General features: G+C 65.3%; 13 protein-coding genes. 9 read left to right on the forward strand and 4 right to left on the reverse strand.

What is annotated here, in order from left to right; genetic code table 11:
• Nucleotides 1-185: 185 nt before the first annotated feature.
• Genes AWC31_RS05955 through AWC31_RS05965 form a run of 3 tightly spaced genes read right to left on the reverse strand, consistent with a single transcriptional unit; the run spans nt 186 to nt 2197 of the window.
• Nucleotides 186-641, reverse strand: coding sequence for a nitroreductase family deazaflavin-dependent oxidoreductase (locus AWC31_RS05955; RefSeq protein ID WP_085143392.1), 456 nt, complete (start codon nt 639-641; stop codon nt 186-188).
• An 8-nt stretch (nt 642-649) separates the two neighbouring features.
• Nucleotides 650-1024 (reverse strand): DUF8021 domain-containing protein, encoded by a 375-nt coding sequence (locus AWC31_RS05960; RefSeq protein ID WP_085143393.1) that lies wholly within the window; start codon nt 1022-1024, stop codon nt 650-652.
• Between the two features lie 9 nt (nt 1025-1033).
• Nucleotides 1034-2197, reverse strand: coding sequence for a steroid 3-ketoacyl-CoA thiolase (locus tag AWC31_RS05965; protein ID WP_085143394.1), 1164 nt, complete (start codon nt 2195-2197; stop codon nt 1034-1036).
• A 164-nt stretch (nt 2198-2361) separates the two neighbouring features.
• Between AWC31_RS05965 and AWC31_RS05970 the strand changes: the two genes are divergently transcribed.
• From AWC31_RS05970 to AWC31_RS06010, 9 genes are all read left to right on the forward strand, one after another.
• Nucleotides 2362-3612: a cytochrome P450 gene (locus tag AWC31_RS05970; protein ID WP_067858514.1), complete on the forward strand. Its 1251-nt coding sequence runs from the start codon at nt 2362-2364 to the stop codon at nt 3610-3612.
• Nucleotides 3613-3638: 26 nt separating this feature from the next.
• Nucleotides 3639-4637, forward strand: a complete 999-nt coding sequence (locus tag AWC31_RS05975; protein WP_085143395.1) for an acyl-CoA dehydrogenase family protein — start codon at nt 3639-3641, stop codon at nt 4635-4637.
• Complete coding sequence (gene fadE29 / locus AWC31_RS05980; RefSeq protein WP_067858507.1) at nt 4637-5800, forward strand: acyl-CoA dehydrogenase FadE29; 1164 nt, start codon at nt 4637-4639, stop codon at nt 5798-5800. The genes AWC31_RS05975 and fadE29 overlap by 1 nt, the downstream gene beginning before the upstream one ends.
• A 28-nt stretch (nt 5801-5828) precedes the next feature.
• Complete coding sequence (locus AWC31_RS05985) at nt 5829-6776, forward strand: bifunctional MaoC family dehydratase N-terminal/OB-fold nucleic acid binding domain-containing protein (protein ID WP_067858504.1); 948 nt, start codon at nt 5829-5831, stop codon at nt 6774-6776.
• On the forward strand, nt 6743-7186 hold the full coding sequence (locus tag AWC31_RS05990) for a MaoC family dehydratase (RefSeq protein ID WP_067858502.1): 444 nt from the start codon (nt 6743-6745) through the stop codon (nt 7184-7186). Before AWC31_RS05985 ends, AWC31_RS05990 begins: the two co-directional genes overlap by 34 nt.
• The gene (locus AWC31_RS05995) at nt 7186-8343 is read left to right on the forward strand and encodes a 17-hydroxy-3-oxo-4-pregnene-20-carboxyl-CoA lyase (RefSeq protein ID WP_067858499.1); all 1158 of its coding nucleotides are present in this window, start codon (nt 7186-7188) and stop codon (nt 8341-8343) included. The genes AWC31_RS05990 and AWC31_RS05995 overlap by 1 nt, the downstream gene beginning before the upstream one ends.
• A 74-nt stretch (nt 8344-8417) precedes the next feature.
• Nucleotides 8418-9503, forward strand: a complete 1086-nt coding sequence (locus tag AWC31_RS06000) for a hypothetical protein (protein WP_085143396.1) — start codon at nt 8418-8420, stop codon at nt 9501-9503.
• Between the two features lie 45 nt (nt 9504-9548).
• Nucleotides 9549-10352: a hypothetical protein gene (locus AWC31_RS06005; protein WP_085143397.1), complete on the forward strand. Its 804-nt coding sequence runs from the start codon at nt 9549-9551 to the stop codon at nt 10350-10352.
• A 252-nt stretch (nt 10353-10604) separates the two neighbouring features.
• On the forward strand, nt 10605-11450 hold the full coding sequence (locus AWC31_RS06010) for a type IV toxin-antitoxin system AbiEi family antitoxin (RefSeq protein ID WP_085143398.1): 846 nt from the start codon (nt 10605-10607) through the stop codon (nt 11448-11450).
• Between the two features lie 346 nt (nt 11451-11796).
• Here the strand turns inward: AWC31_RS06010 and AWC31_RS06015 are convergent, their stop codons facing one another.
• Nucleotides 11797-12657 carry an enoyl-CoA hydratase ChsH3 gene (locus AWC31_RS06015; protein ID WP_085143399.1) on the reverse strand — a complete coding sequence of 287 codons (861 nt, stop codon included), beginning with the start codon at nt 12655-12657 and terminating at the stop codon, nt 11797-11799.
• Nucleotide 12658: the final 1 nt, after the last annotated feature.

Below are 12658 nucleotides of genomic sequence, written 5' to 3' on the forward strand. Positions count from 1 at the left end.
GTCTCCATCGGTTCACCAAATGTGGGCTGCCGCTCACTTGCCGTTCACTGTGTGCGGGCTCACAGAACATAATCAAGAATTTGTTCACTCGTCAATTCAGCTACTCGGAGTTGCGTAATTAGCTTGCGTCGAAACGAGCAGCGCCCCCGACCTCTCAGGTCAGGGGCGCCGCTGGCACTTCGTGGTCAGGCCGGATCGCAGATGACGATCGGGATCTTCCGGTCGGTGTAGGACCGGTAGTCCGCGAAATCGGGATACATGGCGTCGAGCTTCGGCCAGTACTCGTCGCGCTCGGCGTCCGTGGCGTCACGCGCCATCAGGGCCAGGTGCTCGGTCTTGGTCTGGAAGGTCACCTTGGGGTTGGCCTTGAGGTTCAGATACCACATGGGGTTGGTGGCGCGCCCGCCTTGCGATGCGACGAGAACGATCCGCTTGCCCTCCTGCAGGAACAGCAGAGGGCTTTCGCGCGGCTCGCCGGTCTTGCGCCCGATCGTGGTCAAGATGCCCACCGGTGCCCCCCGCAGGAACTTGTCACCGAGCTTGCCGTTGGTCTTCTTGAAGATCCAGGTGTTGGCGCGCGACATCTGCTTGATGAGGAAGCCGACGGGCTTCGAGTTGAGCGCCTTGGGCGGGTTTGCCATAGCGGAACCTATCGACTGATGAACGGCTTGAGCGTGGCGTGAATGTGGTGGATCTTGCCATCGGACGCCGGGATCAGAAAGGTTTCGTCGACGTGGGAACACACCCGCCTGCCGAAGAGCCGCGGCTTGGTCAAAACGTCGAACCGGGCCCGGATGCGGTCGCCGTCGACCGTGAACTCCGGAGGCGTGACCTGCTCGATCAACTTGAACTGCGGACCGTTGTTCAGACTGCGCCGCAAGTGATCTCCCGACCGTCCGGTCTTCAGACCCATCTCGATGCGGATGCAGTCCGGAGCGAACGGCACCGCGTCGGCTTGGTGTGTCGCCAGTGCATCGATGTAGGCCTGCGCCGCCGCGATCCGGTCGGCTTCTGAGATCGCCACGGAACGGGCTCAGATCCGCTCGATGATCGTGCCGGTGGACAAGGCTCCACCCGCGCACATCGTGATCAGCGCCGTGCTCTTGTCGGTGCGCTCCAATTCGTGCAGCGCCGTGGTGATCAAGCGCGCGCCGGTCGACCCGACCGGGTGCCCGAGCGCGATCGCGCCGCCGTTGACGTTGACCTTGTCCATATCGGCATCGTGCACCTGTGCCCAGGACAACACCACGGACGCGAACGCCTCGTTGATCTCGACCAGATCGATGTCGCCGAGCTTCATCCCGGCCTTTTCCAGCACCCGGGCGGTGGACTGCACGGGCCCGTCGAGGTGGTAGTAGGTTTCGGCGCCGACGTTGGCCTGCGCGACGATCCGGGCGCGGGGCTTGAGGCCCAGTGCCCTGGCTTTGTCTTCGTCCATCCACAACACCGCGGCGGCACCGTCCGAGATCTGCGACGACGTGCCCGCGGTGTGAACTCCGCCTTCCAGCACCGGATTCAGCGACGCCAACCCCTCGGCAGTGGTGTCGCGCAAACCCTGGTCGCGGGTCACCGGCGCCCATTCGCTGGTCGGCTGCTTGTTCTCGTCGAGCACCGGAGCCGAGATCGGCGAAACCTCGCGGTCGAACCGGCCCTCCGCCCAGGCCTGCTTGGCTTTGCGCTGCGATGCGAGGCCGAGCGCGTCGACATCGGCGCGAGTGATGCCCCGGCGCTTGGCGATCCGCTCGGCTGCTTCGAACTGGTTGGGCATGTCGATGTCCCACGACGACGCGCGGATCAGGCTGCGGTCCGGGCCGGCGTTGGCGCCGAGTCCGACCCGGCTCATCGCCTCGATGCCGCACGCGATGCCGATGTCGATCGCGCCGGTGGCGATCAGCCCGGCCACCAGATGGTTGGCCTGCTGCGCGCTACCGCACTGGCAGTCGATCGTGGTGGCGCCGACGTGCTCGGGCAGGCCCGCCGTCAGCCAGCCCACCCGGGTGATGTTGTTGGACTGCTCGCCGTACTGCGTGACGCAGCCGCCGATGATCTGCTCGACGTCGCCCGCCTCGATCCCGGCCTTCTCCACGAGTGCCTTCTGTACGGCACCCAGCAGTTCGGTCGCGTGCAGGCCGGACAGCCAGCCGTTGCGCTTGCCGATCGGGCTGCGAGTGGCTTCGACGATGACAGGATTACCCATGCCGCCAGGCTAGAACACGTTTCATTACTCTGACAAGCGACGATGCGACACCGCCTTTGATCTGCGGTCAAGGCATGTTTCAATGGTCGTAATCGGTACTAGACCACGTTGTGTCAGGTGCTATTAGCCAGATCACGCCTGCTACAGACACTAGGAGTAGTCACATGGCCTGCCCGAACATCCCGAAGGACTTTGACTTCCTCGACGCGTCCCTGAACCTCGAGCGCCTGCCCGTCGAAGAACTTGCCGAGTTGCGGAAGTCCGAGCCCATCCACTGGGTCGACGTACCGGGCGGCACCGGTGGCTTCGGCGACAAGGGTTACTGGCTCGTCACCAAGCACGCCGATGTCAAAGAGGTGTCGAAGCGCAACGACATCTTCGGCAGCTCGCCCGACGGTGCCATCCCGGTCTGGCCGCAGGACATGACGCGTGACGCGATCGATCTGCAGAAAGCCGTGCTGCTCAACATGGACGCCCCGCAGCACACCCGGCTGCGCAAGATCATCTCCCGCGGCTTCACGCCGCGCGCGATCGGACGGCTCAAGGACGAACTCGACGCGCGGGCCCAGAACATCGCCAAAGAGGCCGCGGCGGCCGGAACCGGTGACTTCGTCGAGCAGGTCTCGTGCGAACTACCGCTGCAGGCCATCGCCGGCTTGCTCGGTGTCCCGCAGGATGACCGGGACAAGCTGTTCCGCTGGTCGAACGAGATGACCGCGGGTGAGGATCCCGAATACGCCGACATCGATCCGGCGATGTCGTCGTTCGAGCTCATCACCTACGCGATGAAGATGGCCGAGGAGCGGGCGAAGAACCCCACCGACGACATCGTCACACAGCTCATCGAGGCCGACATCGAGGGCGAGAAGCTCTCCGACGACGAGTTCGGTTTCTTCGTCGTGATGCTCGCCGTCGCGGGCAACGAGACCACGCGCAACTCGATCACGCACGGCATGATCGGCTTCTCGCAGCACCCCGACCAGTGGGAGCTGTACAAGAAAGAGCGTCCGGACACCGCAGCCGACGAGATCGTGCGGTGGGCCACGCCCGTCTCGGCTTTCCAGCGCACCGCGCTCGAGGACACCGAACTGGGCGGTGTGCAGATCAAGAAGGGCCAGCGCGTCGTGATGTCGTACCGCTCGGCCAACTTCGACGAAGAGGTTTTCGAGAACCCGCACGACTTCAACATCCTGCGCAACCCGAACCCGCACGTCGGCTTCGGCGGTACCGGCGCTCACTACTGCATCGGCGCCAACCTGGCCCGCATGACCATCAACCTGATCTTCAACGCGGTCGCCGATCACATGCCCGACCTGAAACCCATCGGCCAGCCCGAGCGCCTGAAGTCCGGCTGGCTCAACGGCATCAAGCATTGGCAGGTCGACTACACCGGCAAGTGCCCGGTCGCTCACTGACCGCATAAGGCTCAAGGAGGAGTCGGGTGGATTTCAGTCCGAACCCCGAGCAGCAGGCCGTCGCCGATGTGGTGACATCCGTGCTGGAGCGGGACAACAGTTGGGACGCACTGGTTTCCGGTGGCGTCACAGCGCTCGCCGTCCCGGACCGGCTGGGCGGCGACGGCCTCGGGCTGCTTGAGGTGGCCACGGCGCTCACCGAGATCGGCAGGCACGGCACCATCAGCCCGGCGCTGGCGACACTCGGCCTCGGCCTGGTGTCGTTGCTCGACCTGGCATCCGAAGCTCAGCAGGACCGCTACCTGGCCGGGGTGGCCAAGGGCTCGGTGTTGTCGGCAGCCCTGAACGAGCCCGGCGCCGCGCTTCCGGACCGGCCGGGGACAACGTTCTCGAGCGGCAAGCTCAACGGCACGAAAGTCGGTGTGCCGTATGCCGAGAGCGCCGAGTGGCTCGTGGTCACCGCCGACAGTGCAGTCGTGGTGGTCGCACCGACGGCATCCGGCGTCACGGTGACGAAAACACCGACCGCCAACGGTTCGGACGAGTATGTGGTGGCGTTCGCCGACGTCGAGGTCGACGGCGTGCTCGACGGTGCTACGACAACGCGGGTGAACCAGCTCGTGCTGGCGACGACGGGTGCGTTCGCCGCGGGTCTGGTGGCCGGCGCGCTGCGACTGACGGCGGACTACGTCGCGACGCGCGAGCAGTTCGGCCGGCCGCTGTCGACATTCCAGACGGTGGCCGCACAGCTTTCGGAGGTCTACATCGCCTCGCGCACCATCGATCTGGTGTCGACTTCGGTTGTGTGGCGGCTCTCGGAGGGCCTCGACGCCGACGAAGACCTCGCGATCCTCGGCTACTGGTTGACATCGCAGGCGCCGCCCGCGATGCGGACCTGTCATCACCTGCACGGCGGCATGGGCATGGACATCACCTACCCCATGGACCGCTACTACTCGTCGATCAAGGATCTGACGCGGCTGCTCGGCGGCCCGTCGCATCGCCTGGACCTGGTGGGGGCCTAATGTTCATCGAACTCACGCCCGAGCAACGGGCCCTGCAAGCCGAACTGCGGCAATACTTCTCGACTCTCATCACCCCCGAAGAGGCCGAGGCGATGTCGTCCGATCGTCACAACGAGGCCTATCGCGCGGTCATCAAGCGCATGGGTTCGGACGGCAAGCTGGGCGTCGGCTGGCCCAAGGAGTACGGCGGTCTGGGCTTCGGCCCGATCGAACAGCAGATCTTCGTCAACGAGGCCAACCGCGCCGATGTGCCGCTGCCCCTGGTGACGCTGCAGACCGTCGGCCCGACGCTTCAGGTGTACGGCACAGAGGAGCAGAAGAAGAAGTTCCTGCCCGGAATCCTCTCCGGCGACATCCATTTCGCGATCGGCTACTCCGAGCCCGACGCGGGTACCGACCTGGCCTCGCTGCGGACGACGGCCGTTCGCCATGGGGACGAATACATCGTCAACGGCCAGAAGATGTGGACCACCGGCGCCCACGATGCCGACTACATCTGGCTCGCGTGCCGCACCGACCCCACTGCCGCCAAGCACAAGGGCATCTCGATCCTCATCGTCGACACCAAGGATCCGGGTTACTCGTGGACCCCGATCATCCTGTCGGACGGTGCCCATCACACCAACGCGTCGTACTACAACGACGTTCACGTGCCCGCCGACATGCTCGTCGGCGAGGAGAACGGTGGCTGGAAGCTCATCACCACGCAGCTCAACCACGAGCGGGTGAGCCTGGGCCCGGCCGGTCGCGTCGCGGGCATCTACGACCAGGTGCGGACGTGGGCGTCGAAGCCGGGTTCGAACGGCGTCATCCCCATCGAGCACGACGACGCGCGCCGCCTGCTCGGGCAGATCAAGTCGATCTGGCGCATCAACGAGCTGCTCAACTGGCAGGTCGCCGCATCGGGTGAGACCATCGCCGTTGCCGACGCCGCCGCGACGAAAGTCTTTTCGACCGAACGCATTCAAGAAGTCGGCCGGCTCGCCGAAGAACTCGTCGGCAGGTACGGCAACCCCGCCGACCCAGAAACCGCCGAGCTGCTCGACTGGCTCGACAAGATGACCAAACGCAATCTGGTCATCACGTTCGGCGGCGGTGTCAACGAGGTGATGCGCGAGATGATCGCGGCGTCCGGGCTGAAGGTGCCGAGGGTTCCCCGATGAGCGCTTGCGCGAAGAGAAGAGTACTCGGGTGAGCGATCTTCAAGCAGCAGTCGACGAGATCAAGGCCGCCGGTCGCAGCAAGCCGCGCGCGGGCCGGGATCCGGTGAACCAGCCGATGATTCACCACTGGGTCGATGCGATCGGGGACCGCAACCCGATCTATGTCGACGAGGAGGCTGCCAAGGCCGCCGGGCATCCCGGCATCGTCGCGCCGCCTGCGATGATCCAGGTGTGGACCATGGCCGGGCTGGGCCAGGGCCGGCCGGATGACGATCCGCTGAGCCAGATGATGAAGTTGTTCGACGATGCCGGCTATGTCGGCGTCGTCGCCACCAACTGTGAGCAGACGTATCACCGGTATCTGCAACCGGGTGAGGACGTCACGATCAGCGCCGAGCTGACCGACGTCATCGGCCCGAAGCAGACCGCGCTCGGCGAGGGTTACTTCATCAACCAGAAGATCACCTGGCAGGTCGGCGACGAGGACGTCGCCGAAATGGCTTGGCGGATCATGAAGTTCAAGCCACGTGAGGAGCAGAAGCCGGCCGTTCCCGAGGATCTGGACCCGGACAAGCTCATGCGGCCCGCGGCGTCGCGGGACACGCAGTTCTTCTGGGACGGCGTCAACGCCCACGAGCTGCGCATTCAGAAGCGCCCCGACGGCACCCTGCAGCATCCGCCGGTGCCCGCGGTGTGGCAGGACAAAGAAGCGCCCGTCGACTACGTCGTCGCGTCCGGCACGGGCACGGTGTTCAGCTTCGTCGTCCACCACGCACCGAAGGTCCCGGGACGCAGCCTGCCGTTCGTGATCGCGCTTGTCGAACTGGACGAAGGCGTGCGCATGCTCGGCGAACTCCGCAACATCGACCCCGACAAGGTACAGATCGGAATGCCGGTGCGCGCAACGTATATCGATTTTCCCGACAGCGATGTCAGTCCGGCATGGACGCTGTACGCGTGGGAGCCGGCGCAGTGAGCGCGGCTGGGACGTCCGTCACGCCGGCCGTCGGCACCAAACTGCCCGAGCTCAAGATCTACGGCGACCCGACGTTCATCGTCTCCACGGCCATCGCGACCCGCGACTACCAGGACGTGCACCACGACCGGGACAAGGCACAGGCCAAGGGCTCCAAGGACATCTTCGTCAACATCCTGACCGACACCGGCCTGGTGCAGCGCTACCTGACCGACTGGGCGGGGCCGTCGGCGCGCATCAAGTCGATCGGGCTGCGTCTCGGCGTGCCGTGGTACGCCTATGACACCGTCACGTTCGCCGGCGAGGTCACGGCCATCGAGGACGGCGTGGCGACCGTGAAAGTCGTGGGCAGCAACAGCCTCGGCGACCACGTCATTGCCACCGCCACACTTTCTTTGGGGGACAACTGATGCTCTCCGGCAAGGCCGCGATCGCCGGTATCGGCGCCACCGACTTCTCCAAGAACTCCGGCCGCAGCGAGTTGAGGCTCGCGGCGGAAGCCGTGCTCGACGCACTCGACGACGCCGGGCTGTCGCCGTCGGACGTCGACGGCCTGGTGACCTTCACCATGGACTCAAATCTGGAGACCGCCGTAGCCCGTTCCACCGGGATCGGGGACCTGAAGTTCTTCAGCCAGATCGGCTACGGCGGCGGTGCCGCGGCCGCGACCGTGCAGCAGGCCGCGCTGGCCGTGGCGACGGGTGTGGCCGAGGTCGTCGTGGCGTACCGGGCTTTCAACGAACGCTCGGAGTTCCGCTTCGGCCAGGTGATGACGGGCCTGACCACCAATGCCGACTCCCGCGGGGTCGAGTACAGCTGGTCCTACCCGCACGGGCTGAGCACACCTGCTGCGTCGGTCGCGATGATCGCGCAGCGGTACATGCACGAATACGGCGCCACCAGTGCGGATTTCGGTGCGGTGTCGGTAGCTGACCGCAAGCACGCCGCCAACAACCCGAAGGCGCATTTCTACGGCAAGCCGATCACCATCGAGGACCACCAGAACTCGCGGTGGATCGCCGAACCGCTGCGACTGCTGGACTGCTGCCAGGAGACCGACGGCGGCGTCGCGATCGTCGTCACCACGCCCGAACGGGCCAAGGACCTCAAGCACCGGCCCGCGATCATCGAGGCCGCGGCTCAGGGTGCCGGCGCCGACCAGTTCACCATGTACTCCTACTACCGCGATGAGCTCGGGCTGCCGGAGATGGGCCTGGTGGGCCGCCAGCTGTGGGAGCAGTCGGGGCTGTCTCCTGCCGATATCCAGACCGCGGTCCTCTACGACCACTTCACCCCGTACACGTTGATCCAGCTCGAGGAGCTCGGGTTCTGCGGCAAGGGTGAGGCGAAGGATTTCATCGCCGACGGCGCGATCGAGATCGGTGGACGGTTACCTATCAACACGCACGGCGGTCAGCTCGGCGAGGCATACATCCACGGCATGAACGGGATAGCTGAGGGTGTGCGCCAGTTGCGGGGCAGTTCGGTGAATCAGGTCGACAACGTCGAACACGTACTGGTCACCGCTGGCACCGGCGTGCCGACCTCGGGATTGATCCTCGGTTAAAGGCGCGTCCTTACCCCCGCTGCACACGGTAATCTTTGCTGCAGATGCAGCACGCGTGAAAGGGGGGTCGTGGCGTGGGGATCATGCCCGACAGCAGCCCGTTTGGGTCACAAACGGTGACGGGGCCGGCCTGGCCGAATGTCGATGAGGAGCAGCTGACGGCTGCGGCAGCGTCGTACGAGAAGCTCGCCGCGAACATCAGCGGCAACATCGTTCCTGAGCAGACCAGCCAGCTGATGAAGCTGACCGAGGTTTGGCAGGGCGCCGGATCCCTCGCGGCATCGGGTGAGGCCACCACGATGATCGCCGGCCACGAGGCCAATGCGGCTCAGGCCCAGGCGATCGCCACCCAGCTGACCCAGATGGCCGCCGCCGTCGTCCAGACGAAGATGGCCGTCAACGCCGCAGCCCAGGAAGTCCAGCACGAAGTCGAGGCGCTACAGGCGCTGCCGTTCGGCAACAAGCAGGAACTGATCGAGAGCCGCATCAAGATGGGGCTCTCGCAGAACATTGCGACCGTCACGGCCAGCACCACCTCGCTCGCGAGCAGCCTCGGCACCGTCGCCAACGTGCCCCAGATGACCACCCCGCCGACCGCCCAAGCGCAACAGGGCATGCAGCAAGGCATGCAGCAGGCGATGCAGATGGCCGGCCAGCTGCCGCAGATGCTGGGTCAGATCCCGCAGATGCTCGGGCAGATCCCTCAGCAGCTCTCACAGCCGTTGCAGCAGCTTTCCCAACCGCTGCAGCAGCTGACCTCGATGCTCGGCTCGGTGGGCAAGGGCGGTGGCACCGGTGGGGGACCGTCGCCGTTCTCGGCCTTCTCGAACCACCCGCTCGCCGGCGGATCGGGCCCGAGCAGTGGCGCGGGCATGATGAAAGCCGCATCGTTGCCGGGCACCGGCGGTGTCGGATCCCAGACGCCGCTGATGTCGAAACTCGTCGGTGGCAACACCACCCCGGTTTCGGTCGATCCCGCGGCGGCCGGAAGTACCGCGATCGGCCTGGCGCCGGTGGCCGCCGGTGGTATGGGCGGCATGGGCGCGCCGATGGGCATGATGGGCCAGCGCGGCGCGAGCGGAGGCACGTCGGCGACGCTGGCCGTTCCCGCCCCGCTCGAGCACGAAGTCGACGTGGACGACGACGATGACGACTGGTGAGCCCGCGACATATCGGCGCACCACCGATGCTGAAGGAGACGTCCGGTGAGTAATACGCCGTTCACCACCCCCGGCGGACTGAACTGGAATGCCGCCCCGATCCAACTGCCGGATATGCCGCCGATCCAGGCCGGCGAGGATGCCATGAGCATGACCATCGCAGGCATACTGCCGACGTTGGCCGCATCGCTCACGACGAATGTCACCGCGCTCGCGGCGAAAGAGAACATGTTCAACGGCAAGCTCGGCGATGCGCAGGGCGCATACGAGAAGGCTGACCAGGAGGGGCAGCAAGGCGTTGGCCAGTTGGGCCAGATGATGGGTCAGCTCGGGCAGATGGGCCAGATGGCCTCCACGCCGGCACAAGCGGCCGGTCAGATGGGCGGACAGTTCGGCTCACTGATGGAGCCGCTCATGAAGGCCATGGAGAGCGCCAAGGGCGGCGGTGGTCCGGAGGGCAGCGGCGCACCCGGCAGCGGCACGCCAGGTGGTGCACCGATGGGCGCCAACCCACAACAGCAACAGGCCGAACGCGAAGCACGACTCAACGATCGCGATGCCAAGCAGAACGAACGCGAAGACCGGCAGAACGAACGCGACATCGCTCAAGACAAGCGCGAAGCCAGCCAGGACGCTCGCGAGGCTCAGCTGAACGATCGTTCGGGCGCTGGTAGTTCGGCGTCGGCACCGCAGGCGCCGGCCCAGTCCGCTCCGCCCGCCGCGACGGCCCCGCCGGCCGGCGCCGCCGGCCCCAGCGAGAGCCGGCCCGCACCCGGACCTGTCCCCGTCACACCCCACGAGCCTCCGCGCTACAGCGGCGGCGATGACGATCTCGCACGGCGTATGTAATTGCGCCTGGCTTGCGTGCGTTTGCGTGTGTGCGATTGTCGTTTGCCCGCGATTGTCACGCTAGCGTGGCTCTCGGGCTCGCGCGCCACTCCAGCGTGACAATGGCGGGGCGGCCGGGCTAGCTTCTGCGGGCTCTGTTGTCCACTGTCATGCCAGTGTGGCTGTGGACAACCATCGTCACTCCAACGTGACAACGGTGCCTGTGGATAACCGGTGTGACGGATACGGCTTTGCCCGACACACTCATTCGTTATGGGGGAGCCATTTGTCGGTAGTGAAGCCGTCGCCCGTGGCGAGGTGCGCAAGAGCGCACTGCGCACCAGATACACCCGGGTGTTTCGTGACGTCTACGTAAGTCCCGGAACCGAACTCACTCCGGAGGTACGTGCCCGCGCCGGATGGTTGTGGTCGCGACGGCGCGGGATCATCGCTGGAAGATCGGCGGCCGCACTCTATGGGGCGAAGTGGGTAAGTCCAGGTGAACCGCTGGAGATGTTGCACTCGAATCGCAATCCCATGGCAGGCCTGAAGGTTCGGACCGAGCGCATCGAACACGACGAGATCACGCTTCACAGCGGCATCCCGGTGACAACGCTGGCTCGCACCGCGCTCGACATGGGGTGTTGGTATTCAAGGGATCTCGCGGTGGAATCGCTTGACGCGCTTGCCGCCGCGACAGATCTGAAGCCGGCTGATGTCGATCTTCTGTTGCAGCGTTATGCGGGGCGTCAAGGCGTTCAACGGGCACGGGTTGCGCTCGAATTGATGGACGCCGGAGCTCAATCGCCAAAAGAAACACAATTGCGGTTGATGATTCTCGATGACGGCATGCCGAGACCGGCGACGCAGATACCGGTAATCGACGGCCCCGGCGATCCGTTCGCTTTTCTCGACATGGGGTGGGACGACCTCATGGTCTCCGTCGAATACGACGGCGAACAGCACCGCCTCAATGACTCGCAGTACCGGTGGGATCTGCGGCGGGCTGAGCGGGTGCAGCGTGCCGGGTGGCTCAATGTTCGCGTATCGGCGGGGGAGCGTCGGGTCGACATTCTTCGCCGAATTCACGCGGCGCGTGCCAGCCGTTTGTCACGCTAGCGTGGCTGTGGGAGCTGAGTGTCACTCTGGCGTGACAATGGGACCTGCGGTCAACGGCATTTGTGCGTGTTTGTCACGCTAGCGTGGCTGTCGGAGCTGAGTGTCACTCTGGCGTGACAATGGGATTGCCGGTCAACGGCATTCGTGCGTGTTTGTCACGTTAGCGTGGCTGTGGAAGCCGAGTGTCACTCTGGCGTGACAATGGGATTGGCGGTCAACGGCATTTATGCGCGTTTGTCACGTTAGCGTGGCAGTCGGAGCCAAGCGTCACTCTGGCGTGACAATGGGACTCGCAAACACACGCAAACACGCAAGCACGCCCGCCAACCGCACGCACGAAACAAACTCAGGCCGGGACGAGCTCCACACCGGACAGAACGACCGTGTTGTCCCGTGACGGCGCGGTCAGGACGCCGACGAAGCGGCCGTCTTCCTTCCAGATGTTGGCCTGCAGTGTTTCGCCTGGGAATACGACGCCGGCGAAACGTGCACCGTATGAAGCCACTTGGGACACATCGCCGTCGAGGAGGTTGTCGACGATGGCTTTGCAGCCGATGCCGTAGGTGCACAGGCCGTGCAGGATCGGCCGGTCGAAGCCGGCAGCCGCGGCGAAGGCCGGATCGGAATGCAGAGGATTGCGGTCACCGCACAGCCGGTACAGCAGGGCCTGTTGCGGCAGCGTCGGCAATGCGATCTCGATATCCGGTTCGCGGTCGGGCATTTCGACTGACGTCGACGGTCCACGTTCGCCGCCGAAGCCACCCTCGCCGCGCGCGAAGATCGAGCGCTTGGTGGTCCACAGCACCGTGCCGGACGGGTCGGTCACCGTGCTTTCGCTGACGATGACGGCGGCCTTCCCCTTGTCCCAGATCTCGGTGAAGCGCTGCACCGACTTCGCGGTCCCACTGGTCGGGATCGGCCCGGGGACGGTGACGGCCTCGCTCGCGTGCAACACCTTGGACAGCTCGATGTCGATGCCGGGGAATTGAACCTTCGGCGGTTCGGTCATGTGGAAGCTGACCGCGACGTTGCCGAACGTCGGCAGCACCTGTGGGGTGTCGTCGACGAGGTAGCGCAGCTCGCGCTGATCCATCGGGTCGGCACCCGCGCCGAGGCCCAGGTGATAGAGCTGGATATCGCTACTGGTCCACGAGAATTCGATGGGTTCCAGTTCGGCGCCCAGCGCCTTGTCGAGATCGATGGGCATA

The sequence above is a fragment of the Mycolicibacterium wolinskyi genome, assembly GCF_002101965.1.
Classification (GTDB): domain Bacteria; phylum Actinomycetota; class Actinomycetes; order Mycobacteriales; family Mycobacteriaceae; genus Mycobacterium; species Mycobacterium wolinskyi.

Bases quoted from the DNA above. Each gene is read 5' to 3' on its own strand.
- fadE29 (WP_067858507.1), top strand. From the start codon at position 4,637: ATGTTCATCGAACTCACGCCCGAGCAACGGGCCCTGCAAGCCGAACTG.
- AWC31_RS06015 (WP_085143399.1), bottom strand. From the start codon at position 12,657: ATGCCCATCGATCTCGACAAGGCGCTGGGCGCCGAACTGGAACCCATC.
- AWC31_RS06010 (WP_085143398.1), top strand. From the start codon at position 10,605: ATGGGGGAGCCATTTGTCGGTAGTGAAGCCGTCGCCCGTGGCGAGGTG.
- AWC31_RS05965 (WP_085143394.1), bottom strand. From the start codon at position 2,197: ATGGGTAATCCTGTCATCGTCGAAGCCACTCGCAGCCCGATCGGCAAG.
- AWC31_RS05995 (WP_067858499.1), top strand. From the start codon at position 7,186: ATGCTCTCCGGCAAGGCCGCGATCGCCGGTATCGGCGCCACCGACTTC.
- AWC31_RS05955 (WP_085143392.1), bottom strand. From the start codon at position 641: ATGGCAAACCCGCCCAAGGCGCTCAACTCGAAGCCCGTCGGCTTCCTC.
- AWC31_RS05990 (WP_067858502.1), top strand. From the start codon at position 6,743: ATGGACGCTGTACGCGTGGGAGCCGGCGCAGTGAGCGCGGCTGGGACG.
- AWC31_RS05970 (WP_067858514.1), top strand. From the start codon at position 2,362: ATGGCCTGCCCGAACATCCCGAAGGACTTTGACTTCCTCGACGCGTCC.